We start from the raw sequence: 23,944 nt of genomic DNA, 5'->3' as shown, positions 1-23,944 counted from the left end.
ACGTACGTGAAGCATACAGCAGAAATAGCGCAGTCACTAACGTCAGAAGCGTGGGAAACAGCTAACCAGAGACTCGTAGCAAAAATGATGCAGGAGTTCATTTATGAAGATATGATTCAACCTGAAGAAGTTACAAAAAACGGAAAACAAATAGAGTTTGAACTGGTGCTCTCACCAAATATTTTCTATCGGTTTCGGGCAGAAAAACGACTGTTTGATAGTTATACAGTGTATAGTAATTCTATTGTCAAAAAAGTATCCAATCAAAGAGAATCTGTAAGTGCTAGAGAATTTCTTTTGGAATTACAGCCAGTTTTAGCTATGGACAGTGTAACAGTCGGCCACCTTCTAAAAGAATATGAACAAACATTACTGGCAGATTGCCATTTTTTAAAAAATGAAAGAACTGTCCGGCAGGTAGAAAAAATGGATTACATGGATCTTGAAGGCGAAATGACCGGACATCCATGGATTACCTATAATAAAGGGAGGTTAGGGTTTAACTATTCTGACTATCTTCAATTTGCACCAGAGCAGAAGAAACCTGTGTCTCTGTATTGGATTGCTGTACATAAAGATATTGCACAAGGCCAGCATTTGGAAAATATGAATTTTTCATTTGTGAAAGAGGAGATGGGGGAGGCGCTTTGGAATGAAGCGTGCCGGACCCTTGCATGTCAAACAAATCGTGATGTGAATCAGTTCTATTTTCTTCCTGTTCATCCTTGGCAGTGGGAAAATGTTATTATACAGCGTTTTGCTGAAGAAATTGCTGACAAAAGCATTATTCCGCTAGGAAAGGGGGAGGACGAATATCTCCCGCAGCAATCCATTCGCACGTTTGTCAATAAAACAGATCAAAAAAAATACCACGTAAAATTGCCGATAAGCATTTTAAACACATTAGTCTACAGAGGGCTGCCAGGGGAGCGAACGGTGATTGCGCCGCGAGTGACGAACTTCATTAAAACCATTTGGGAAAACGATCATTATTTGAAAAATACATGCCGCCTCCATTTGCTTGGAGAAGAGGCCAGCGTACACGTAACTCATCCGGCATATGACAAGGTAGAGGGCATCCCTTATCAGTACAAAGAAATGCTTGGTGTTATTTGGCGTGAAAGTATATATAATGTAGTGGCTGGCAATGAACAGCCGATAACGTTGGCGGCACTGCTGTATGAAGACCAAAACGGTGATACGCTGACTGAACATTGGATACAGCAGTCCGGCCTTTCTGCTGCAGAATGGGTGAAACAACTGCATGCCGCGATTTTACCGCCGCTTCTTCATTACTTGTATCAGTATGGTATTGTGTTCTCTCCGCATGGACAAAACACAGTGCTTGTATTAGAAAATGGGCAGCCGAAGCGTTTGGTTATGAAAGACTTTGTAGATGACGTAAATATCAGTGATCAGCCGCTGCCGGAGTTGCAAGGTATAGACAGCAATGTGAAAAATGTATTGAGAAGTGAACCGCCAGAAGGATTGACACAATTTATTTTTACTGGGTTGTTCATTTGCCACTATCGATACTTGGCCGATTTGCTGGCAAGGAAAGGACTCGTAACGGAGAAAGATTTTTGGTTTTATGTAAGAAAAGAGATTTTACATTATCAGGAGCAGTTCCCTGAGCTTGCGGATCGTTTTGAGTTATTTGATCTTTTTAAGCCTAAAATGTCAAAGCTTTGCTTAAATCGTAATCGCATGTTGGCAGAAGGGTACGGTGATAGGAATGACAGGCCGCATGCCTCAGAATACGGGAAAGTTACAAATGCATTAGCATTTTTGCATAATGAATAAGCAGCCGTCTTACAAGGTCATTGTAATGAAAGGTGTGCCTGAATCAAAACCCAAGAATGTTGGTCAACCAACGTTCTTGGGTTTTTTCTTTAAAGAATAGGAAGGTATAAAAGGTTGGCGTTTTCATTGTCCAGCGCAAGCCCTGCTCGCTCAGGCACACACGACGTGGACCGGTTCGGCGTTGCCAGAGGACGTGTGCGTGCTAAGGTGAAGTACCTTACAGAAGCTCCTTCACCTTAACCGAACGTCTCTCTTTCAAGACACTTGCGCTTTGCTTTCTTCCATTCTTTAGGTTGTATATTATTTTTGAGGCAGTTTCTTCTGTAAAAGCATAACGTGCAGTTAACAGTGAACTGCCCGCCACTTAGCTGCGCTTGAAGAGGGAGATTTCCTTTGGGAATCCGTTAAATCATATCTGTTTCTGAATCTAATTGACTGGCTGCAGCTGCCGCTTCTTTGGAGGCTTTTTCAATCGATTCCACGGAATGAAGCAGTGTTTTTAGTGCATGTTCAATACTATCATTTTGTTCTTTGGTATCTGTCATAGCCGCTACAATATCGTTAAAGTGTTTGTCGGTGTGGTCGATACCTCCAGAACCCTGTTGTACAAGTTCTTGAATGGTATCGACGGAGGAGGTTACTCGTATATTTTGTTCGTAAGCATTTTCAATTAATTCAGCGATTCGTTTGGTTGATGACTTCGTTTGTGTGGAAAGTTTTCGAATTTCTCTTGCTACTACCGCAAACCCCTTGCCGTGTTCTCCTGCCCGAGTTGCTTCAATGGAAGCATTTAGAGCCAGTAAATTCGTTTGTTCAGAAACTTTATCAACTAAGTCAATCACTTCATTCATTTGATTAGAAATACTATTTAACTTTTGTACGTGACGGCTAATACGTTCAACGCTGCTCACCACATCATTCATGTTTTGGCGAACAGACTGTAATTGCTGTTTGCCGTTATCGGCAAGGCTTTTTGAGTGTAAGGCAAGCTCCGTACCTTTTTTGGCAAGTGCTGCTGTTTCGCTTGATTGTGTTTTCAAGCTCACTACGGATTCACTTGTGTGGGAAGAAATAGAGGATAATTCGCCGGCCGTTTCGCTGACGTGGTGATGTAATTCTTCTTTCGCTGCCTCTTGTTCCTGCCGTATACGTTCATGTTCGTTTTCGTATTCTTCTAGCACAATTTGCTGTTCAAAGTTTAATAACTTGCTCGTTGTTGTAATCGCACAAACGATATCGTCCGGATCTTCGATGGCAGAGGTATAAACGTGAATCAAAGAATGGTACAGTTTTTCAAACGAAGCCATGTACCATTTGGTTGGGAGACCAATGCGAACATGAGCATAGGCAATTTGTTTCCTTTTTTCTACATAAGTCTTATTTATTTGGCCATAAAACATTTCCTTAATATGTGTAGTAAATGTTTTTTTAAGTCGTTCAACGCTAGTGTGACGTTCAATAATATTAAGCAAGACCGGTTGGTCAGTAATGGTGCTGTAGAATTCATCTGTAATTTCTTCGATATTATCTGTAACCAGTGGTTCTAAACTTTTGATAATACGTAAATCGTCTTTTGTGAACTGAATAATGTTCAGTTGTTTTTTTAAATCGTTGTGCTCGTCAAGGGTGAGGATAATATCTGTACTGTCACTGCTTAGAGAAAATGATGCTTTCTGTTTTTGTTTTGAAAAAGGCAATAAGCGTTTCACGGTCACACGCCTCCTGTTTTTATTCCATTTTACTGTACGTATACTTATTACTTCGGTTTTGACGTGATGTTTTTTAAGTTTGTTTGAAAAGATAGTGGGTGCAATGATAGGAAAGAGAGGTGTAAGATGAAAGGGCAGCGATGACAAAGGGAGAGTTGTTTGTATGAAAGCATATGTATTTTTATTTCTTACCGTTATCATATTTTCCGGTAATATTATTGTGGGAAAAGCGATTAATGAATTGCCCCCTTACACGATTGCTTTTTTTCGTGTGTTTATCGCTTTTTTGATAGTGCTTCCCATTGGTTTTAAACAAGCGAAAGAGCATCGGCATGTTTTTCAACACGAGTGGAAGCCGTTATTAGGTCTAGCCCTTACTGGCGTGGCTTTTTTTAATTCATTTATTTATGCGGCTTTGCAATTTACAAGTTCAACAAATGTAGCAATTATGGAATCTGCCATCCCAGTAGTGACTATTTTATTCAGCATGATATTTTTAAAGGAGAAGCTATTAGGTGTGCAGTGGCTGGGCGTGATTTTATCCGTTAGTGGTGCTGTTTGGGTGATAACGGAAGGATCCTGGCAGGTCATTCGCGGCTTTGCATTTAATGCAGGCGACATCATTATGGTTGCAGCCGTGTTAACGTGGGTTGCTTATTCTATCTTAGTTAAGTTTCATATGACGAAATTTCCTATATACGGAAGTTTACTGGTCATGCTTGCTGCGGCCAATGTTGTGCTGTTTCCGATTGCGGCCACGGAATGGATAATAGGGGGATTTCCGGCAGTTTTTCAATTTAACCATTTATTAGGTTTATTATATCTGGGTATCTTTCCGTCACTCATTGCGTTAATACTGTGGAATAAAGGCGTGGAAGAAGTTGGGCCGTCACAGGCATCTGTGTTTCTTAATTTACTGCCTGTCTTCACAATTCTAGGGTCACTCCTTTTTCTTGGTGAAGATATCACGATGATTCAAGTATTTGGAGCTCTCGTGGTGATAAGCGGTGTGCTGCTCACTACCAAAACGAGAAAAGTTAAGGTCAGCAGAGCAAAAGCACAGGAGTATGGAATGAAAACAGAACGTCAGCGTGTGAAATAGGAAAATGACGGATGTTTCATCGTTTTCTCATGTCGTGGGAATGAGATTAGTGGAGGATGGAAGCAAGAAACGGACAAAACAGTATAGAAAAGCTCACCACATTCGGAAAAGTTATTACTTGCTGCCAAGCCCTTACATTGGATGCCGCCGTTTTTCTGATCCGTTCACCTTTGAGCAAAGATGAGCGTTTCTAAAATGTAACAAAGTCCACCATCTATTCGTACAACATTTGTATGAGAATCCAGATAAAAGCAGTCGTCATAAGAAATGACAACTGCTTTTTCTTGTCGTATGGATGAGTCACTAACCTCATCAACATCATGTTGATGATTGGTGTATTGCAACAAAGCTTCTACCTGTACTTCTAAAGGATGAAAGGGGGAGCGGCAAGCTGCGTTGTTTTCTAATAACCTGTGTATACCCTCTAAGAAGAGATAAATTCACCGCCATTAATGTGAATAGACTGACCGGTCATATAGGAAGATTCCTCAGAAGCAAGAAACACATATGCACCGGCATGTTCCGATGGTTGCCCAGGCCGGCCCATTGGACCAGTTGTGCCAAAATTTGCTACTTCTTCTGCTGGGAAGGTGGATGGAATTAATGGAGTCCAAACAGGCCCTGGTGCGACCATGTTAATGCGGATACCCTGCTTTGCCAGAGGTTCTGCAAGACTTCTTGTAAAAGCTACAATAGCTCCTTTTGTTGCTGAGTAGTCGATAAGGTTTGGATGGCCGCGGTAGGCATTAATCGAGGTAGTATTAATAATGGAACTGCCTTCCTTTAAATGAGGGATGGCTGCTTTGGTAACGTAAAAGTAAGAATAAAAGTTGGTTTGAAATGTTTCTTCTAACTGTTCGGCTGACACACCAAAGATGTCATCTCTTACATATTGTACAGCCGCATTGTTCACTACAATATCTAATCGCCCAAATTCATCTGCAGTTTTTTGGACAATACTTTGACAAAAAGCTTCTTTTTTTAGATCGCCAGAAAGAAGCAGACATTTAGCTCCTTCTGCTTCCACCAGTTTTTTCGTTTCTTTTGCATCTTCATGTTCGTCTAAGTAAGCAATAGCAACGTTGGCTCCTTCTTTCGCATAAACGATAGAAACAGCACGCCCAATTCCGCTGTCTCCTCCCGTAATTAATGCAGTCTGTCCTTTTAGTTTACCGCTGCCTTTGTATTCTTTTGGCTGAACGGGCAAAGGATTCATTTTAGACTCAATACCAGGCTGTCTTGGCTGTGTCTGAGGGGGCTGGCCATCTGTTTGTTGTTGTCTGATATTCATATCTGCTTCCTCCTTTAGATATCCCGGGAAATGGAACTGTTTTATTTGTTCCACATCATGAGAAGACATAAACAAGAAGCTTGATATATAACTGCTGGTAGAATTAGACAAACGACGGTTTTGGTTGTCATTCATGGATGAAAATCAGGTGCTTTAAAACTTGTTTAATAAGAGAAAGGAAAACGGAGCTGGATCCGTTAAGACGAAGTTCCAGCTCTGTTTATGGAATCGGCAGCAAGCAGCATAATAGTCATATCATCCATTGGCGGGTTATGGAGGCCGGCTCTAACGTCTCGGTAATAGCGCTGCAGCGGGTTTTTCTCAGATAAACTTCTTGCACCGACAACCCTCATTGCTGTATCGACTATCGTTACAGCATCGTTAACGACACTGTATTTTACAGCTCCTAATTCTGGTTTCATTTTTTGTTGTTCCTTGTCCGTTGATTCATCCCATTGTCGGGCGACGCTATACAAAAAATGACTGTTCTTTTGTACAAGTAATTCCATTTCGCCTAATTTCTGTTTTACATTAGGTAGTTCGGAGATAGTGCCGTCAATACTGTTAGGAGAATAGCTTGTTGCAAATTGAACAGCGTGCTTTTGTGCAGCTTTGGCAATGCCAAGATAGCAGGCTGGAATGTGTAAAAGCCATCCGGCAGCCTTTTTGTCTCCTGGTGTGACGTAATGCACAAGAGCGTCACTTAAAACATAGACATCTTTTAAAACAAGATCATGGCTGCCTGTGCCTCTCATGGCAATAGAGTCCCACGTTTCTTCAATAGACAGTCCTCTGCTGTTTCTAGGAATAAGGAAATTTCCTACTTTATCTTCTGCAGGAATGGTAGCGCTGACGACAAAATAATCAAGCACTGGTGCCATGGTTGTAAATGTTTTTCGCCCGGTTATTTTCCAGCCGTTTTTGTCTTGAACAGCTGTTGTTTCTGGTTTTCCACCGCGTGTGGGGCTTCCCGTAGCCGGTTCTGTTGCGGTGTTATTTAATAATGTCCCATTTTCCAGAACTTCTTGACAAAAGTCTTGATATAGTGATTCAGGCCATATTTTCTGCTCATTTATATTTTTCACAATACCCATGTGCCAACCAATGGATAAAGCGGTGGAACCATCGTATTCCGCAATGATTTCCTGTGATTTTACTAGTTCCGTTAATGAAATGTCTTTTCCGCCAAAGCGTTTCGGGACAGTTAACGATGTGTAGCCGATATCTTTTAACGCTTGAATGTTTTCTTTCGGAAACGTTCCGTGTTTATCATGTATGTCTGCTTTTTCGGAAAAAGAAGAAGCAGTCTTTCTTAAGGCGGCAAGCCGTTCTTCCATCTTACTGAAAGCGGATATATTCATCGTTTTTCCTCCTCTAGCTGCAGTTTTGTTTAAAGGATAAGAAAGGATAAAAGTTGGTGTTTTTATGTCTGGCACAAGCAGGCGCTGGCACGTTCTGCATAGTGGAAAACCTGTTTCCTCCTTCGGTGTTGCCACAGGATGTGATGCTTTTAGCCGAATTTCCTTCTTTCAAGGCACTTTTCTTATTTTAAACGATGAGAAACAGATAAGTCATGTAAAAGTGCTGATACCAAATGGATAAAAACGTGGGAAAATTCCATACTAAGTCATACCGAAAAGAGGAGTTGGTATGATGGAAGTAGGAAAAACAGGTACTGTTTTTAAAGTAACAATAGGCATTCTGTTAATTGCTATACTTATTGGTGTGATTGCACCAGATGCATTAGAAAATATAACATCAGCGGCGCAAGGATTTATCGCAAATCGCTTCGGATGGTATTACCTGATTGTCGTTTCTGTCTTTGTCGTTGTTTGTCTTTATTTTATTATTAGCCCCTATGGCAAGATTAAACTCGGAAAGCCGGATGACAAACCAGAGTACAGCCTTCCTTCATGGTTTGCCATGTTGTTTAGTGCCGGCATGGGGATTGGCCTTGTCTTTTGGGGTGCTGCTGAACCTGTTTATCACTATGCAACGAATTCCCCAACAGTAACAGAAGGCACAGATGAAGCTATATTAGAAGCAATGCGGTTTACGTATTTTCACTGGGGCGTTCACGCATGGGCGATTTATGCCATTATTGCGATCTGCTTAGCTTATTTTAAATTCAGACGAGACGCACCTGGTATGATTAGTGCCACATTAAGCCCTATTATGAATACAGAGGGAGGCCTTGGGAAAGCGATTGATATTTTGGCTGTTACGGCCACTGTATCCGGGGTAGCAACAACGCTTGGGTTTGGAGCTGTACAGATTAATGGCGGACTTGCCTTTTTGACAGGCCTTCCCAACTCATTTTGGATGCAATTTGTTATTATTGCCATCGTCACCTTCTTGTTTTTATTGTCGGCCTCGACAGGTCTAAATAAAGGAATTCGTATTTTGAGTAACGTAAACATGATATTAGCATTTTTGTTATTTTTATTTATGCTCATCGTTGGTCCAACGTTATTTTCTTTAAATCTTTTCACTCATACGTTAGGTAAATATGTGCAGACACTGCCGAGTATGAGCTTTCGAATTGCCCCTTTAGAAGAGGATGCAAGAGAGTGGATTAACAGCTGGACGATTTTTTACTGGGCATGGTGGATTGCATGGTCGCCGTTTGTCGGGACCTTTATTGCAAGGGTATCAAAAGGACGCACGCTGCGTGAATTCACAACTGGCGTATTAATTGTTCCTTCTGTTGTCGGATTTTTATGGTTTTCTATCTTTGGTGGAGCATCGATTTTGCTAGAGACAGAAGGAACGGCTGCAATTTCAGAATTAGCAACGGAAGAAGCATTGTTTGGGACATTTGAGCACTTTCCTTTTGGAATTGTGATGTCTATCGTGGCTATTACATTAATCTCCACCTTTTTCATCACATCAGCTGATTCAGCAACATTTGTGCTCGGTATGCAAACATCGAATGGGTCTTTAAATCCAGCTACGAAAGTAAAATTCACGTGGGGGATTATGTTATCAGCAACAGCGGTTATTCTTTTGTATTCAGGTGGTTTGCAAGCATTGGAAAACACAATGATTGTTGCTGCATTCCCGTTTTCCATTATTACGTTACTCATGATTGTGGCGTTGTTTAAAGCATTGAAACAAGAGAAATCAAAGATGAAAAAGGAATCAAAGCAAGCGAAGTAGTAATGAAAGAGCTGAGTTCTTTGTGACGAGCTTGGTTCTTTTTTCATGAAAAGAGCTGCCATTATAGGCGGGAAGGCTGATGTTTTTTTATCGTGATTGTGATTTAGGTGGGATATTCTTCTAGATAGCAGGAAAATACGTTTAAAAGTCGAAAGAAAGGGGATGAAAGAAAAAAGGAGGTTTTATATGAGAAAAAAAGCGAGGTACTGTTCAGTCGTTCTTATGTCTGCACTCATGTGTTTTATTCTTTCGACTGAACGTATGCAAGGCGAAAGCAGTGTACTAAAAAAGGAAGACCGGGGAAAAGAGGTGGTAGAACTGCAGCAGACACTTATCAATATGGGTTACTTACATAGTAATGCAACAGGGTATTATGGTCCGTTGACGACAGAAGCGATCAAACAGTTTCAACGGGATTTTGGACTTCTGATTGATGGAATAGCGGGAACAAATACTACCCAACAATTAGAAGATGTAAGAAAAATAGCCAAGGTAGTACATGGGGAAGCACGAGGAGAATCTTTTAATGGACAAGTTGCTGTGGCAGCTGTTATTAAAAATCGTTTACAATCTCCTGAGTTTCCAGGAACAGTCGAAGGGGTTATTAAAGAAAAGAATGCTTTTACAGCTGTGGCAGATGGCCAGTATCATTTAGAGCCCAATGCAGAAGCTTACCGGGCAGTAAAGGACGCATGGCAAGGGACTGATCCGTCACAAGGTGCCCATTATTATTATAATCCGGTCTTAGCCACCTCGGAGTGGATTTTTACACGCACAACACAAAAACAAATCGGTAACCACGTATTTGCGAATTAAAAAAAGCCGGCGTTCAAGCCGGCTTTTTTTGTGCTTCTGCCTTAGATGGCTATTTCTTTATGGAGCGGTCAGCTGAGTGTGTTATGCCTCAAAAGCAAGACAGCTGTCAGGAAGGCCGCTGAACTTCGTTTTTGAGAAGAATGACACGTGGGTAAGGGTATTCTTCTTCCTCCCCTGCGAAAGGGTAATGTGTAAATTCAACACATATAGTTCGTTCGTATTCTGCAATCACTCTGCATTCTTTGTTGTCATATAACAATAGTTCTCCTTTTTCAAACAAGGATTCCTTTTCATTGTTTTCCATCTATAAGACCCCCTTCACGTAGTTAGTAATGTAAATCAACTGCTTCCATAAATCAAGTATTATGTGTCGGCTGTACCGTCACCTGCAAGATGGAATTGGTTAAAATGTAAACACTTTTTTGTAATGTGTCAATGAAGAAATAAAGTAATTTGTATTTTTTGTTGGTCGAAAAAGGTCAAAACTATTTCTATATAATATGGCAAGGCGGTGGTCAGGCACAGGTGAACATGAGAAAATTATATTGCTTCTGCTCAGGCAAGGGTACAGCCCAACCCGTATAAAACGACGGTAAGAGGGTGATGAGAATGCGTAGCACGATGACGGCCTATGGTATCACAGCACTTGGAGCTTCATTTTGGGGACTGACAGGTTTGTTTGTCCAAAATCTTTATGCATTTGGTCTATCGCCTTTGCACGTAGTGACGATTCGTATGACGTTATCTGCATTCATCATGTTTTGTTTGATTGGTGTGATTCGGCCATACTTGTTAAAGATTTACATTCGCGATATTCCTCATTTTATTGGTTTAGGTGTGGTGAGTATCGCGCTGTTTAATTGGTGCTATTTTACCGTGATGGAGCGGTCTACTCTCTCTATTGCCGTTGTATTACTTTATACAAGTCCCATCTTCGTAGCTGTAATTTCACGATTTGTATTTCGTGAACCAATTACGAAAAACAAAACAGCAGCTACCATTCTGACGCTTATCGGATGCAGCTTGGTAGCAGGTCTGCTTCCAAATGGGGAGATGAATATTACATTTTCTATACTATTCATTGGTGTAGCTGCGGGATTTTTTTGTGCTTTATACAGTATTATTGGTAAATTCGTCAGCCAAAAGTATCATTCTGTTACCATCACTGCTTATTCGATGCTTTGCGGAGCAGTGTTTCTCTTTCCCATTAGCGGCATTACACACCACCTCGAACCTTTTAAGACAGAACCAATGGCATGGGTGAACGCGTTGTTAAGTGTGTTTGTATCCACTATATCCGCCTACATTCTCTACACGGCTGGTTTAAAATATATCGAATCCAGCCACGCAGCCATATTATCGACTATGGAACTCGTTGTTGCGGTGGCGGTAGGAGTAGTGGTTTTTGGTGATATGTTAAGCATTTGGCAAAATATCGGAATTACTCTTGTATTCTCTGCTATTTTACTTGCTGTATTCTCAAGAAAACAAAAGTTTGTCAAAAGGCAAAAACAAATGTGATACGATAACAGAAAATGTATTACTGCGTAGAGTGAGGCAATACCATGCAAGATGTTCGATTACTTATCTATACAGTATATGTGATTTTATATGTGATGCATATTTTTGCAGGTGGTGAAGGGCTGCGCTATGTCATGGGTTGTGCCGGGATGTTTGCTCTTGTTTTATCATTTACGGGAGCAAACCGCACGTATCAAGTGCTGTCCCTTGTTTTTTTTAGTGTTTCCGTTTGTTTATTTGTGATAAATGATTTGCCGCTTCAGGAACTGCCGGCTTATTTTACATCCATGGCTTTGCTTTTGTCTCTGCTGTATATGATTCCTTTTATTCAGCATTTTATGATTGTTGGCCGCTATGAGAGAGCGCTGTATCGATTGCTGCAATCCAACACTCGACACTTAGGACAGTTTTACCGCCGGACGTCCTTTACACATTATGTGTTAGGTTTATTTATTTTTTTATCGGCTATTCCAGTTGTTTACCGTTTCGTACAAAAGCGTTTGCACGGATTTTCTGAAGACATCTTCCACCGCTTCGCTACACAGTCCATGCTTCGTTCCATTGCCAGCGTCAATGTATGGAGTCCCATTGAAGTATACATTGCACTCGTTTTAAGTATTACCAGTGTATCTTATTTGACGGTGCTGCCTTGGCTGCTCAGTTTTTCATTATTTATGCTCATGCTTGACTGGCTGTCGACTGCAGTAAAATACCGGAAGTACAGCTTTGACACTACGTCCAAGCAGGGAGATGTGATAACACGAACAGAAATAAAAAAGCTTGGACAAATGGCTTTATTTCTTATCTTATTCATTAGTACAGCAGCATTGTTTTCACTTTTGTTTGCGATTGATTTTTTTGAAGCCATTATTGTTATTATTCTTCCGTATACGTTGATATGGGCAGCTTTTATCAAGCGCAGCAAAACATTTTGGCGTTATAATATTCTTACTTGGCCTCAGCAAATGAAGACAATGCAAAACTTTATGCTGTTATTTTTAACGTTAGGCTTTTTTAATGAAGTCGTTCATGAAGCAGATTTGTTTACAGTGTTTCGTCAAATTTTTTCCACATTGGGAACTCAACCGATTTTGCTGTTTTTCTTGCTGCAGGTAAGTGCACTTGGTCTAGCGTTTGCAGGCATTCATCCACTTGTTACGATTAGCTTGCAGGGCTTATTAGTAGAGCCGCTGCTTGGACAAGTTAATCCAGTCAGCATTTCGATTGTGATGATTACCGCTACGCTGGCAAATGATGCGGCAGGTACGTTTAACGTTCCTATCACGATGATGAGTCAATATACAAAACGCAACCCTTACCAGCTGACGGTGTGGAATCTCCCATTTGCCTTTATGTTCGGGGTAATTGGTGTGTTTCTTGCGTATTTGCTTTTATAAAGATTCTATTGTCTGGTACAGCTGGTGTTAGGACGAAGCTATCGATGAAAGCGGGCTGCACTGCGCGGCTCTTTTTTTTCGAAATGTAACGGACGCTTGTTTCGCATAATATGCAGCTTGCGCCTTTTTACAAGCTCTGTCCTCTATCGTTGCTTACATGAACAACAAAGGTCTTTGCGAGGCCGGTATAAAAGGGGGCAGGAATGTAGAAAGAGATATGGAATATATATAAGTGATGAAGATTCATTGAACATACCGTTGTTGGATAAAGAAAACTTGACTAGCGCCCTGTAAGAAGGAAGTTTGGCTAAGGATGTCACATACTAGGACAAAGCCGAACAGGCTCCCGCACTGTGAGACTTGCAAGTTGCCTCGCCTGCACTTATACTGATTTTTCTAAATCCTATCAGTGTAAGAAAGAAGGGAATATAATGAGCTTTTCGATAGAAATGAACTGGGAGATTGTTACGCATAAAAAGGCCGAGCGATTAGGGGAGCGTTCGTTTCGCTTAGTAAAAGAGGGGTATCATATGTTCCCGCTCGATACGATGCTGCCTATTCAAACGAATGAGGAAAAGGCGCCATTTGGAAAAGCGATTATTACAAAAATGGAATGGGCTACGGGATGCACGACTCTGCATTATGAACTTATATCACTCAGCTCCGTCAATTAATAGAAACACTGCATCAAGAAAACCGGGCTGGCATCATCCATTAGGTGCAGGCGGCAGCCTTTTGGCATGTGTGCGCGGAGTTTCCACGTGTTAACGGCACATACTAATATGTATAGTGTCAAAAAGAGCGCTCCTAGAGGTGTTTTCTCTTGGATGCAGCTCTTTTGTTGATTATACAAATACCATCTCTGTTGTATTGCCGCGCATGCTTCGAACTTCATCTGGATTAGCAATGACTGTTGGCTGAAAATCAATCAAAATTGCACAGCGTTCGCCAGGTCCTTGCTTTTCTCCTGTTTTTACTTTGCTGACATAATGAGTAACAAGCGGGTCGTATACGCCGTATGATTCCAATGGTTCTTCTAAATAAAAGGAAGCTTTCATATCGGCTTTATTAATATCTTCAGGCATTTTTCCACGATTGGCAGGATGAGAAATAGCATTCCAGCCGCCTTGAATATTGTGCCGTTTGATTAAGTGCGCAAATGTGAACGGTTCTCCGTCTTGATGAAGATTATTCGGGGACGATACAGCTTCTTCTCCCTCATCATCCACTTGCAATTTTACAAAATGCACACCTGCATGGAAAGGCATTAAGGCATCTTCTCGCATCCAAAATGTTTCCTTGAAATCAAAGCGTATGATTTTCTCTAACAGACGGTTATTCATCGTTTCTTTTTTCAGCGACGGAAAGCGTCGATATTCCCCTGTGTATTCAGGATTAAAGCTTCCCTGAAAATATTCATAGTATGATTTCTTGTTAACAGTGGATTCAGGAAGCCATTGAATGTCATATGTTTTAGGCATAATAATTGCTCTAGCATACCGGCGGTAGCGGTTTAAATGAGGAGCGTATTCATCTATAGGTAAATGATCAAACGCAAGGGTCAGCTGTTGTAAATCTTTTTCTAAATCTTCATATTGCAGCTGTTTTTTTAAATCGTAATAGGCAAACCCGGTGTCTTTTAATCGGCTCACGTTTATGACCTCCAAATCATAATAACTCTAAACCATTAAAAAGTTTATCACGTTTCCACGCAAAGAAAAATATTAGATACCTTGTGAGGGTAGTACACAGCAAAGATTGATGTAAAGTTCAATGGCTGTGTTGAAACCTTTTAGCATCACTTTCAAAAAGAGGTTAATATTGGGAAAGGACAAGAGCAGCTGTCTCCTACATGGAGAGAGAAGTGCCGGGAAACAGAGCCGCTGTCCGGAGGCCAATGAGCAAAAAATTCCCGTCAGAAGCCCGGCAGCAATGTTTGCAGAACAATCTTTTTATGGACACTTCAACAGGGAATGTTCTTTGAGCCTTTTCACATAATAAGACAAAATAGTGTGGGAAGGTTGATAGAATGGATTTTATTTGGGAATCAATAGTGCTGGTGTTAGGGGGATTATTGTTACTGCGTGTGGCAGGCCGAAAGTCCATTAGTCAAATGACAGTGGCTCAGACAGTCATTATGATTTCAATAGGATCATTAATTATCCAGCCAATCGTGGAAACATCGATCTGGAAAACGATTGCATCATCGGCTATTTTTATCGGGTTTTTATTACTGATGGAGTATTTACAAGTTAAATTTAATACCATCGAAGGGATCTTAACTGGAAAAGCGCAAGTGGTTATACAAGACGGAAACATTCAGTACGATACTTTAAAAAAGCTGCGGTTTACTGTGGATCAGCTAGAGCTGAGGTTGAGGCAGCAAGGCATTACGAATGCAGCTGACTTAAAAACAGCAACGTTAGAGCCTAATGGGCAACTGGGTTATGAATGGATGCCGACAAAACGACCGGCTACAGTGGAAGACGTGGAGCAGCTCTTAGGAAAAACACTGCAAGAGACAGAAAATCCGCATAATGTCTTTCGAGAAACGACGAATAAAAAACATGATGTAGAAAACAACGAGAAATTTCAATAAAGAGGAGGAGAGATCCTCCTCCTTGTCCTTAAACAGTGACAGATGCGTTCATGTGAAGCGGAGGCAGAACGAGCCAGCCTTTTTCTTTGTTCATTCTGAGCAGTTTTGCACCCGTTTGTGCTTTATTGGTGTGATATTGGCCAAATAACATCGCAATATCTTCACGAGTGCTTTCGCCAATAATTTGGCTGCATGCCACGAGTCCTGTGGCGATATCTTTGCTTATCATGGCGGAGATTTCAGGGTCATTGAAACGCGCTCCAACCGGTATATCTTCTGGATGGGTATAAGCGCGCTCTGGTGGTGATGGTGGCATCCCCACTCCATTTTCTTTTAGCACTTTTTCAATTTCAATTTCTTCTGTGCGGGCATTATCAACCATGTCTTCGATCAGCTTGAACAAGTCTGCATCTCCAACGTGGTTCATATACGTTTGATAACTGGAAATGGCTCCCTTAAGGCCGGTTAAATACGTCCAAAGACTAAAAACTTCCCCGTAATGCATTGGCTCGTCAGACTGATTACCACTTAAAATACCCATGATTATCCTCCTCCATGAGATCATTACAGCTCTCCTTTTTGTACGGTTTCATGAATGATTATATAAAGAAACCGACACCGTTTAGCTTGTGCAATGTAGCGGTAATTATAAAAGGAGAATAGTGCCATTCACACCAGTGTTACTAAAAGATAACCGAATGATGGATGCAGGAAAGCAGCGCTTTGAAAAAGCGACGCGATACTAAAAAGTGATACTTCTATTAACAAACGTTTGCTGATGTTGCAGGTGGAGAGGACTTTCTATATATTGGGAAGAGAGACCATTTCATATGAAAAGGAGAATGAAGGAGATGGAAAGCATTTTTTATGAATCCCATGCCGGATCATGGTTTTTTCTCATTTTGTTTTTTGTGATTAGCTATCTTTTTGCTAAACAAAAAATTACGTTAATGCTGCAGCGTTTATTTGCACTTATTATGATTATTTCTGGTGCAGGTATGCTTGTCTTTTATGGTTTTCCACTTTTATATATTTTAAAAGGGGTGCTTGCGATTCTTTTAATTGCAGTCATGGAGATGCTTGTGGCGCGTAAGAAAAGAGGCGAACCGCAAGGTGGTCTATGGGCTGCTTGTATTGTGTTAATTATTGTTGTGCTGCTTTTAGGTTTTAACGTCATTGGATAAATAAAAAGGTTCTTTGGCGAACGTTTGGATGGGTGTATCGTGTTTTTCCGGCTGTCCCTTCTTTAATGGCAATCAGGCACGGTGTCTGCAGGAAGAGCAGCAACGAAAGCGCTGCCCGTCCCAGTCGAGCATCCAGTCAAAAAGGGAGAGATGGAGTCCCTCCAAGCAACCTTTATGGAGCCATGAAAAACCAGAGCTATCCAGTGGATACGCTCTGGTTTTTCGCTATTCTCTTTCATAATTACCGTTTTTGCCTCCGGTTTTTTTTAATAAGTAAGTGGGACCAATAACCATCCCTTTATCAACTGCTTTACACATATCGTAAATAGTTAATGCAGCAGCAGAGGCTGCAGTTAAAGCTTCCATTTCTACTCCTGTACTGCCTTTTACTTTCACTTCAGAAGTGATAATGATGGTATATTGCTTGTCTTCAGTGATTTCCCATTCAAATGTAATATCCACACCGTTTAACAACAAAGGATGGCACATCGGAATAATATCTGGCGTATTTTTGGCCCCCATAATACCAGCAACTTGTGAAACAGCAAAAACGTCTCCTTTTTTATTCGTTCCTTCTATGATCTGATCATATACTTGTTTTGATACGGTGACACTTGAGCGAGCTTTAGCCACTCGCACTGTCTCTTGTTTATCTGTCGTATCAACCATTTTAGCTCTGCCTTGGTCATTAAAGTGCGTGAATTCTGTCATAAACATCCACCCTTTGGCATTTTATTCTTCCTTAATGCGGGAAGTATATTAACTGTAATAAGAATAACACAGCAAAAACATAGATAAGCGGATGTACGGTTTTTCCTTTGCCTTGAGCCAGTTTCACGAGTGGATGAGATATAAATCCAAACGCAATACCAGTAGCAATGCTTGACGTTAAAGGCATTGTAATAATGACGAGAAAAGCTGGGAAGGCTTCGTCGAAGGAGTCCCATTTGATATTAGATACCGCTCCTAACATGAGGCTTCCCACGATAATAAGCACTGGAGACGTGATTGCCGGGAGCCCTGAAACAGCACTGATGGCTGGGCTGAAAAAGACAGATAACACGAATAACAGTGCAACGGTGGCAGTAGTTAATCCTGTTCTGCCGCCTACTGCGACCCCTGAAGATGATTCAACGTATGCACTGGTCGGACTTGTTCCAAAAATGGACCCGGCCGTTTTAGCGACGGAATCGGCAAGAAGCGCCTGGCGGACGCGAGGCATTTTGTTCCCTTTCATGAGGCCTGCTTGTTCAGCTACTCCAATCATCGTACCGGTTGTATCAAATATGGTCACGAGCAAAAATGAAAATACTACCGCATATAAGCCATATTGAAAGACATCAATAAAAGCTTGGATAGGAGAGCCAAAAATAAACCATTCTGGATTAGGAGGGGGCGAAGCAAATCCTTCTTCAAAACTTAAATGGCCAGTGAAAAAGGCGAGAATGCCTGTAATCAACATTCCTAAAAACAATGCACTGTTGATATTCATGGCCATTAAAGCAATCGTAATTCCTAGACCGATTAGCGTTAAAATAACTTGAGGGGATTGCAAATTGCCAAGCCCTACCAAATTTTCAGGATCACCAACAATTAACCCACTCATTCGAAGGCCGATAAAAGCGATGAATAGGCCGATACCTGCAGTAATCCCGTACTTTAAATTGTCAGGAATAGCCTCAATTAACTTTTCTCGAAACGGTGTAAGAGACAGGAGGATGAACAAAATCCCCGAAACAAATACAGCGCCAAACGCAATTTCATAACTAATTTGATCATTAGCACCAACAACCGAATAAGCAAAGTACGCGTTTAATCCCATGCCAGGTGCAATGGCGATTGGATAATTAGCAAACAATGCCATCCATAAGGTCCCAATGACTGTTGCGATAATCGTTGCCATAAAGACATGTTCAAACGGAACACCAGCATCAGACAAGATAACTGGGTTTACAACAATAACATAAGCCATTGTTAAAAACGTCGTTAATCCAGCCAGCAGTTCCGTCTTTACGTTGGTATGGTTTTGTCGAAGTCTAAAAAGTTTTTCTAACATTGTTGACCACCTTGTAAAAACGAACTTTTAAAAAGCCATTCTCTATAATATTCGTTTTTTGGTCGTTTTACAAGGGGGGATTTATCGTTTCATGAACGGAAACGTTCTAAAATGCCGCGTTGTTCAAATGTTTTTAACAAACCATAAGCAAGAAGGCCGCCTGCAATGGCACTTAGTAGAAACGAAGGGACAAACGCAAACAGAGCGGTTGTTTCTCCAAGAAGAAGGAGTGCCAGAGGATATGTTAATAATGCTCCGATAATACCTGTGCCAATCATCTCTCCAGCACTTGTGAGTGCTAATTTTTTCGTATAGCGATACATAACACCCGCACATAATGCTCCAACAACGCTTCCGGGAAAAGCGAAAATAGTACCTGTGCCAAATAGGTTTCGTAATATGGATGTCCCCAATGCCTGCATGACAGCATACCCTGGCCCAAGCAGCACAGCGGATAGAACATTAACAAAATGCTGTACAGGAAAAATCCTGGCAAACCCGATAGGAATAGATACAAAGGGGCTGGTGACAGTAGCAAGAGCGATAAAAAGTGCGGTATAGGATAATTTTTTTGTCTTCATCGTGTATGTTCCCTCCTGCTATAACTATCTCAAGAAATACGTATTCCATCAAATATCAATTACGGTGTGTCTTTTGATGAAAGAATAAACACGAGTATGATGGGGAACAAGTAACCGATGATGGACTGAAACGTAGCAACCGCTTGAGAGTAGCCGACAGGGGTTACATCACCATAGCCAACCGCGGCCATAGTGATGACACTAAAATAAATGGATTTCCACACAAATGTAACAATGGAAAGATTATGGTGTTGATCATAATGGTCAATAACATGCCCCATACCAGTGACTTCTAAAATAATATAAATAAAGGCAAACGTAACGGCTAAGTTCATAAAGACCATGATTAAAAAGAAAAAGGCCTTCCATTGTTGGATTGAAAATTTCATATACATACACCTCATCTTTAACTCTCTTATTTTATGGGACAACCCGGTCAATCATGATGCAGATTTAAGTCTTCATGCGTATTTTCAGACTTTTAAAACAGGTTATGTTACAATATAAGGTGACATAATATGAGATATATAATGGTTTTTGTAACTAAGGAGATGGCTGGAATGGAGTATGTTAAACCGATAACGGATACAGAAGTTATCGATATGTTAAAGCACGAGCTAAAAAAGCAGTCCAGCAGAAATTATTTGTTATTTGTGATGGGTATTAATACAGGACTGCGAATCAGCGAGCTGTTGTCCGTTCTAGTTAAAGACGCGTATGAAGAAAACGGGGAGCCGAAATCATTTTTATCACTATCGAAACAAGATGTTTATTTAAATGGAAAAGTCAAACAAGCACTAGAATGGCATTATGAGAATGAACGTCCTGCATTAGAGCAATATTTGTTCCAGTCCTCAAGAAAACATACGGCTATTAGCAGGCAGCAAGCATACCGCGTCATGAATCAAGCAGCAGTTAATGCCAGGCTGAAAGAAAAAATCGGCCCCCATACACTTCGTAAAACCTTTGGTTACCACGCTTATAAAAAAGGTATTGCACTATCATTGATACAAAAGCGGTTTTTTCACAGCACACCGGCTGAAACATTGCGGTATATCGGTATTAATAAAGAAGAAGTCAAACCTCATCTAGATGTCCATTTATAGAGAGGAGGATGTTTATTGTTTGTTGGTAGTTTTGATATAGATTATTTTGTATTATTGGCTGCTCTCCTTTTGATCGTTGGTGTAAGTGTCACCAAGTTTTCCTCCCGGCTTGGCATGCCTTCGCTTGTGTTGTTTATATTAGTCGGCATGCTCATTGGAAGTGATGGGCTGGGTATTATTTATTTTGATAATGCAGAGCAGGCTCAACTCGTCGGGATTATCGCTCTTGTCATCATTTTGTTTGAAGGCGGTATGCAAACAAAATGGTCGACCATCCGCCAAGTTGTGTGGCCGTCTGTTTCTCTGGCCACAGCAGGAGTGCTGTTAACATCACTTATTGTAGGTTTTACCGCACATTATATTGTTGGTTTACCTTGGATAGAGGCACTTTTATTAGGCGCAATTGTTGGTTCAACCGATGCGGCGGCCGTATTTGCTTCTTTAAAAGAGAGGAATATAAGCACAAAAGTCGGGGCTACGATGGAGGCAGAATCAGGGACAAACGATCCGATGGCTGTGTTTTTAACGTTGACGTTTATTGAACTCATTACATTAACAGAACCGAATTACTGGCTGTTGTTTAGTTCGTTTTTCTGGCAAATGGGGATCGGATTAGTTATTGGCCTTCTTCTTGGAAAAGTTGCTTCCATATCTATTAATCACATCAATCTGGATTCGAGTGGGCTGTATCCTATCTTTACGCTTTCTTTTGCACTGTTAACGTACAGTGCCGCGTCTTTGTTAAATGCGAGTGGATTTTTAGCAGTTTATGTAGCTGCACTTATTATCGGTAATTCGGAATTAACGTACCGCCATTCCATTTTCCGGTTTAACGAAGGGTTTGCTTGGATGGCTCAAATATTAATGTTTATTATCTTAGGTCTTTTAGCGTTCCCAGAGCAAATTTTGTCAGCGTCTGTTATTGGAAGCGGCTTGTTATTATCGGCTGTCTTAATTCTAGTGGCCCGTCCGGTTGCGACATTTTTGTCAACCATCGGTATGAAATACACGCTTAACGAGAAAATTTTCTTGTCTTGGGCAGGTCTTCGCGGTGCAGTTCCGATCGTTTTAGCAACATTTGCGATTTCGGCGGATGTAGAAAGCGGACAAATGATTTTTAACGTTGTTTTCTTTATTGTGTTAACATCAGCTCTTATTCAAGGATCATCACTTTCTTTTGTTGCTAAAAAATTAGGTTTATCTGGTCCGAAGAAAGAAACGCCGCATCATTCGTTAGAATTAATATCGATTGGAAAGGCTAATGCCGAAATTATTGAATTCAAAACGGATGAGAATACACCAATCGTAGGGCAAAAGCTGCAAGATATTGAATTCCCAGACTCTGTGCTGGTTAGTGCGATTGTTCGGGACGAAAACTTAGTTACCCCGTATGGTGAAACAGAAATTAAGGAAGACGATTTTTTATATATTCTCGTGTCTCGTAAAGAGAAAAACAAGTTACGCAAAATGTTAAAGCATAAGTATTAATTTTTTCTCGTTCTATATACACATTGTGATAAAATAAAAAAAGAAGGCGAAACGTTCAGCGCGTTTGCTTTCTTTTCTTTTGTTATCGAAAAAGTACTGAAAAACAGGCTGCCAAACAAGAGAGTAGGGCTCGGCAATACGCCGGGTTTTTCTAGTTATCTACATAGATGTAGTTGGTAACAGGCATGTGAAGGTGATAAGGAATGGAAATTTTAATGAACGTTTTAATACCAATTATCCTGATTTTCTTAACAGGGTTTTGGCTGGAGAAAAAACAAAAAGTAGACGTGCGTGCCGTGTCTTCGGTTGCACTTTACATCTTGACACCAGCTCTTGTGTTTCAAACGTTTTATACAACCGAGCTGGATGTTGACTTGTTTAAAATTGCTGTATTTGCGCTTTTGTTTTTACTTGTTATGCTGCTCATTAACCGTTTGCTGTCATTTGTGTTGAAATGGAATGACAAAGATACGAGCGGGATGGAGCTTGCGGTAACCTTCATGAATTCTGGGAATTACGGGGCTCCATTAATTTTGTTTGCTTTTGGAGAGACAGCTTTTGCATACTCCATCATTTTTATGGTAGTACAATCTATATTAATGAGCACAGTAGGGGTTTATTTAGCCAATCGAAGCAGTTTAACGGCAAAAGATGCTTTTTATGTCGTGCTGAAGATGCCAGCATTTTATGCCATGGTTTTAGGGGTGCTGCTGCAAAGACTTCCTGTTGATATTCAAGGTACATACATGGATGCTGTTGATATGCTGGCCAATGCCGCGATTCCTGTGGTCATGGTTATTTTAGGGATGCAGCTGGCAAGAATATCTATTAAATCCATGGAATGGAAGCTCGTTAGTATTGGTACAATGCTAAGGCTGGTGGTTTCTCCATTTGTTGCCTATGGCATCACTGTTCTCTTACAAACCAATTCCACATTAAGCACAGTACTGATTGTAGCTACAGCGATGCCTACTGCTGCAACGATTGCAATGATTGCGGTGCAATTTGAAGCGAGTCCGACTCTTGTATCAAGTATTACGTTAGTGACGACGGTATTAAGTGTTCCGTCGTTATGGCTGCTGCTGTTTATTCTCGGAGTGTGACATGCGTACGAATGATAAAAGAGGTGAAAAGGTTGAAAAAAATAAGTGTTTTTTTAGGGGCTGTGCTGTTCATTGGTGCTTGCGGGCAAACAGATGGTGATACAGAGGAAACGAACGACATTCAACAGTCCAGCGAGCCGATAGACGTAGAAATTGATATGGATGAAGCGGTAAGTCCAGAGGAGAGCGTTGAAATTGGTGCATCTGTCACCCAAGCAGGAGAAACAGTTACAGATGCAGATGAAGTACTATTTGAAATCTGGAAAGAAGAACAGAAGGCAGAAAGCGAAGAAATACCAGCAGAAGAGCCAGCCAATCATCAATATGTGATTGAACATGCATTTGCAGAAACTGGTACGTATTATGTGACAGCACACGTGACAGCTAGAGGAATGCACAGTATGCCGACAGAAGAAATTATCGTCAGCGAATCAGGAAAGATAGAGGATGCAGAAGTTAAAGAAGAAGATATACATGCAGGACATGAGCATGGTGCTCCCGTCACAGCCGAACTAGTTTCACCATCATCGTTACAGGCAGAGGAGGAACTTGAACTAACGTTTCAAGTGGCAAATGAAGGCAGTCCCATTGAAGATGCGAGAGTCCGGCTTGAAATCTGGCAAAAAGGTGATGACACGAGACAGTGGCTCGATACTGAAGAAAGCGGTGACATGTATACTGCTGTACACACCTTCGAAAGTCCAGGGGACTATTTTATTACGATACACATTGAAAATGGTGAGGATTTGCACGAACATGTGGACAAGTTAGTTACAGTGAAATAATAATATCCACCTGTTGGTTCGATGAGCACCGGCTGTTAAAAAATGGATTGACAATTGTCGTGTGCATGTTTTACAATTTTTTAAAATGATATTTTTACCACTAGGGGTGCCTTATAGAAAGGCTGAGATTAAAGTGAACCTTTAAAACCCTCAGAACCTGAACTGGCTGACACCAGCGGAGGAAAGTGGAGCGAATGGTTGTAATATATTTGACGCCAGCCGCTTTCCTTTTTTTTAGGAAAGC

General features: G+C 41.0%; 23 protein-coding genes and 1 riboswitch. Of the genes, 13 read left to right on the top strand and 10 right to left on the bottom strand.

The genetic code is table 11. The features are described from left to right. Positions 1-6 precede the first annotated feature (6 nt). Positions 7-1,803: an IucA/IucC family protein gene (locus BLT18_RS10855; RefSeq protein WP_245705244.1), complete on the top strand. Its 1,797-nt coding sequence runs from the start codon at positions 7-9 to the stop codon at positions 1,801-1,803. Between the two features lie 404 nt (positions 1,804-2,207). Here the strand turns inward: BLT18_RS10855 and BLT18_RS10850 are convergent, their stop codons facing one another. After that, the gene (locus BLT18_RS10850) at positions 2,208-3,512 is read right to left on the bottom strand and encodes a globin-coupled sensor protein (RefSeq protein ID WP_175487474.1); all 1,305 of its coding nucleotides are present in this window, start codon (positions 3,510-3,512) and stop codon (positions 2,208-2,210) included. A gap of 163 nt (positions 3,513-3,675) precedes the next feature. Between BLT18_RS10850 and BLT18_RS10845 the strand changes: the two genes are divergently transcribed. After that, a complete protein-coding gene (locus tag BLT18_RS10845; RefSeq protein ID WP_091273873.1) occupies positions 3,676-4,614 on the top strand; it encodes a DMT family transporter in 939 nt (312 codons plus the stop codon). A gap of 424 nt (positions 4,615-5,038) precedes the next feature. Here BLT18_RS10845 and BLT18_RS10840 read toward each other — a convergent pair whose 3' ends face one another. Both BLT18_RS10840 and BLT18_RS10835 read right to left on the bottom strand, forming a co-directional pair. After that, positions 5,039-5,905, bottom strand: a complete 867-nt coding sequence (locus BLT18_RS10840) for an SDR family oxidoreductase (protein ID WP_091273849.1) — start codon at positions 5,903-5,905, stop codon at positions 5,039-5,041. A gap of 197 nt (positions 5,906-6,102) precedes the next feature. Then, complete coding sequence (locus tag BLT18_RS10835) at positions 6,103-7,266, bottom strand: acyl-CoA dehydrogenase family protein (protein ID WP_091273848.1); 1,164 nt, start codon at positions 7,264-7,266, stop codon at positions 6,103-6,105. Between the two features lie 289 nt (positions 7,267-7,555). Here BLT18_RS10835 and BLT18_RS10830 point away from each other — a divergent pair, with 289 nt between their 5' ends. Then, on the top strand, positions 7,556-9,064 hold the full coding sequence (locus BLT18_RS10830; protein ID WP_281242355.1) for a glycine betaine uptake BCCT transporter: 1,509 nt from the start codon (positions 7,556-7,558) through the stop codon (positions 9,062-9,064). Positions 9,065-9,250: 186 nt separating this feature from the next. Continuing rightward, positions 9,251-9,880, top strand: coding sequence for a cell wall hydrolase (locus BLT18_RS10825; protein ID WP_091273844.1), 630 nt, complete (start codon positions 9,251-9,253; stop codon positions 9,878-9,880). Positions 9,881-9,986: 106 nt separating this feature from the next. Here the strand turns inward: BLT18_RS10825 and BLT18_RS10820 are convergent, their stop codons facing one another. Then, on the bottom strand, positions 9,987-10,184 hold the full coding sequence (locus BLT18_RS10820; protein WP_091273842.1) for a hypothetical protein: 198 nt from the start codon (positions 10,182-10,184) through the stop codon (positions 9,987-9,989). Positions 10,185-10,489: 305 nt separating this feature from the next. On the opposite strand from BLT18_RS10820, the gene BLT18_RS10815 reads away from it, so the two are divergent. The 3 genes from BLT18_RS10815 (at position 10,490) to BLT18_RS10805 (ending at position 13,472) form a co-directional block, all read left to right on the top strand. After that, a complete protein-coding gene (locus BLT18_RS10815) occupies positions 10,490-11,401 on the top strand; it encodes a DMT family transporter (protein ID WP_245705243.1) in 912 nt (303 codons plus the stop codon). A 44-nt stretch (positions 11,402-11,445) separates the two neighbouring features. After that, positions 11,446-12,798, top strand: a complete 1,353-nt coding sequence (locus BLT18_RS10810) for a hypothetical protein (RefSeq protein WP_091273840.1) — start codon at positions 11,446-11,448, stop codon at positions 12,796-12,798. A gap of 431 nt (positions 12,799-13,229) precedes the next feature. Beyond that, positions 13,230-13,472: a DUF2584 family protein gene (locus tag BLT18_RS10805; RefSeq protein ID WP_091273838.1), complete on the top strand. Its 243-nt coding sequence runs from the start codon at positions 13,230-13,232 to the stop codon at positions 13,470-13,472. Between the two features lie 171 nt (positions 13,473-13,643). Here BLT18_RS10805 and BLT18_RS10800 read toward each other — a convergent pair whose 3' ends face one another. Beyond that, positions 13,644-14,450, bottom strand: a complete 807-nt coding sequence (locus BLT18_RS10800; protein ID WP_091273836.1) for a 2OG-Fe dioxygenase family protein — start codon at positions 14,448-14,450, stop codon at positions 13,644-13,646. A gap of 377 nt (positions 14,451-14,827) precedes the next feature. Between BLT18_RS10800 and BLT18_RS10795 the strand changes: the two genes are divergently transcribed. Further along, complete coding sequence (locus BLT18_RS10795) at positions 14,828-15,397, top strand: DUF421 domain-containing protein (RefSeq protein WP_091273834.1); 570 nt, start codon at positions 14,828-14,830, stop codon at positions 15,395-15,397. Between the two features lie 28 nt (positions 15,398-15,425). Here BLT18_RS10795 and BLT18_RS10790 read toward each other — a convergent pair whose 3' ends face one another. Continuing rightward, entirely contained in the window at positions 15,426-15,938 is a 513-nt protein-coding gene (locus tag BLT18_RS10790; protein ID WP_091273832.1) for a DUF3231 family protein, read from the bottom strand. Between the two features lie 310 nt (positions 15,939-16,248). Between BLT18_RS10790 and BLT18_RS10785 the strand changes: the two genes are divergently transcribed. Then, positions 16,249-16,581: a DUF1516 family protein gene (locus tag BLT18_RS10785; protein WP_245705242.1), complete on the top strand. Its 333-nt coding sequence runs from the start codon at positions 16,249-16,251 to the stop codon at positions 16,579-16,581. A 225-nt stretch (positions 16,582-16,806) separates the two neighbouring features. Here the strand turns inward: BLT18_RS10785 and moaC are convergent, their stop codons facing one another. The 4 genes from moaC to BLT18_RS10765 all read right to left on the bottom strand — a co-directional run bounded on the left by moaC (position 16,807) and on the right by BLT18_RS10765 (position 19,607). Beyond that, complete coding sequence (gene moaC / locus BLT18_RS10780) at positions 16,807-17,292, bottom strand: cyclic pyranopterin monophosphate synthase MoaC (RefSeq protein ID WP_091273828.1); 486 nt, start codon at positions 17,290-17,292, stop codon at positions 16,807-16,809. Positions 17,293-17,323: 31 nt separating this feature from the next. Further along, positions 17,324-18,637: an NCS2 family permease gene (locus tag BLT18_RS10775; protein WP_091273826.1), complete on the bottom strand. Its 1,314-nt coding sequence runs from the start codon at positions 18,635-18,637 to the stop codon at positions 17,324-17,326. An 89-nt stretch (positions 18,638-18,726) separates the two neighbouring features. Further along, entirely contained in the window at positions 18,727-19,218 is a 492-nt protein-coding gene (gene thiW / locus BLT18_RS10770; protein ID WP_091273824.1) for an energy coupling factor transporter S component ThiW, read from the bottom strand. A 59-nt stretch (positions 19,219-19,277) separates the two neighbouring features. Beyond that, a complete protein-coding gene (locus tag BLT18_RS10765) occupies positions 19,278-19,607 on the bottom strand; it encodes an ion channel (RefSeq protein ID WP_175487473.1) in 330 nt (109 codons plus the stop codon). A gap of 171 nt (positions 19,608-19,778) precedes the next feature. Here BLT18_RS10765 and BLT18_RS10760 point away from each other — a divergent pair, with 171 nt between their 5' ends. From BLT18_RS10760 to BLT18_RS10745, 4 genes are all read left to right on the top strand, one after another. Then, on the top strand, positions 19,779-20,324 hold the full coding sequence (locus BLT18_RS10760) for a tyrosine-type recombinase/integrase (RefSeq protein ID WP_091273820.1): 546 nt from the start codon (positions 19,779-19,781) through the stop codon (positions 20,322-20,324). Between the two features lie 15 nt (positions 20,325-20,339). Beyond that, positions 20,340-21,812, top strand: a complete 1,473-nt coding sequence (locus BLT18_RS10755) for a potassium/proton antiporter (RefSeq protein WP_091273818.1) — start codon at positions 20,340-20,342, stop codon at positions 21,810-21,812. A gap of 203 nt (positions 21,813-22,015) precedes the next feature. Next, positions 22,016-22,915 (top strand): AEC family transporter, encoded by a 900-nt coding sequence (locus BLT18_RS10750; protein WP_091273816.1) that lies wholly within the window; start codon positions 22,016-22,018, stop codon positions 22,913-22,915. Between the two features lie 32 nt (positions 22,916-22,947). After that, positions 22,948-23,700, top strand: coding sequence for a FixH family protein (locus BLT18_RS10745; protein ID WP_175487472.1), 753 nt, complete (start codon positions 22,948-22,950; stop codon positions 23,698-23,700). A 92-nt stretch (positions 23,701-23,792) separates the two neighbouring features. Then, positions 23,793-23,901, top strand: a riboswitch (TPP riboswitch). Positions 23,902-23,944: the final 43 nt, after the last annotated feature.

This window comes from Alteribacillus persepolensis (assembly GCF_900099605.1).
Classification (GTDB): Bacteria; Bacillota; Bacilli; order Bacillales; family Marinococcaceae; genus Alteribacillus; species Alteribacillus persepolensis.
This window is presented reverse-complemented; position numbering and strand designations above follow the sequence as displayed.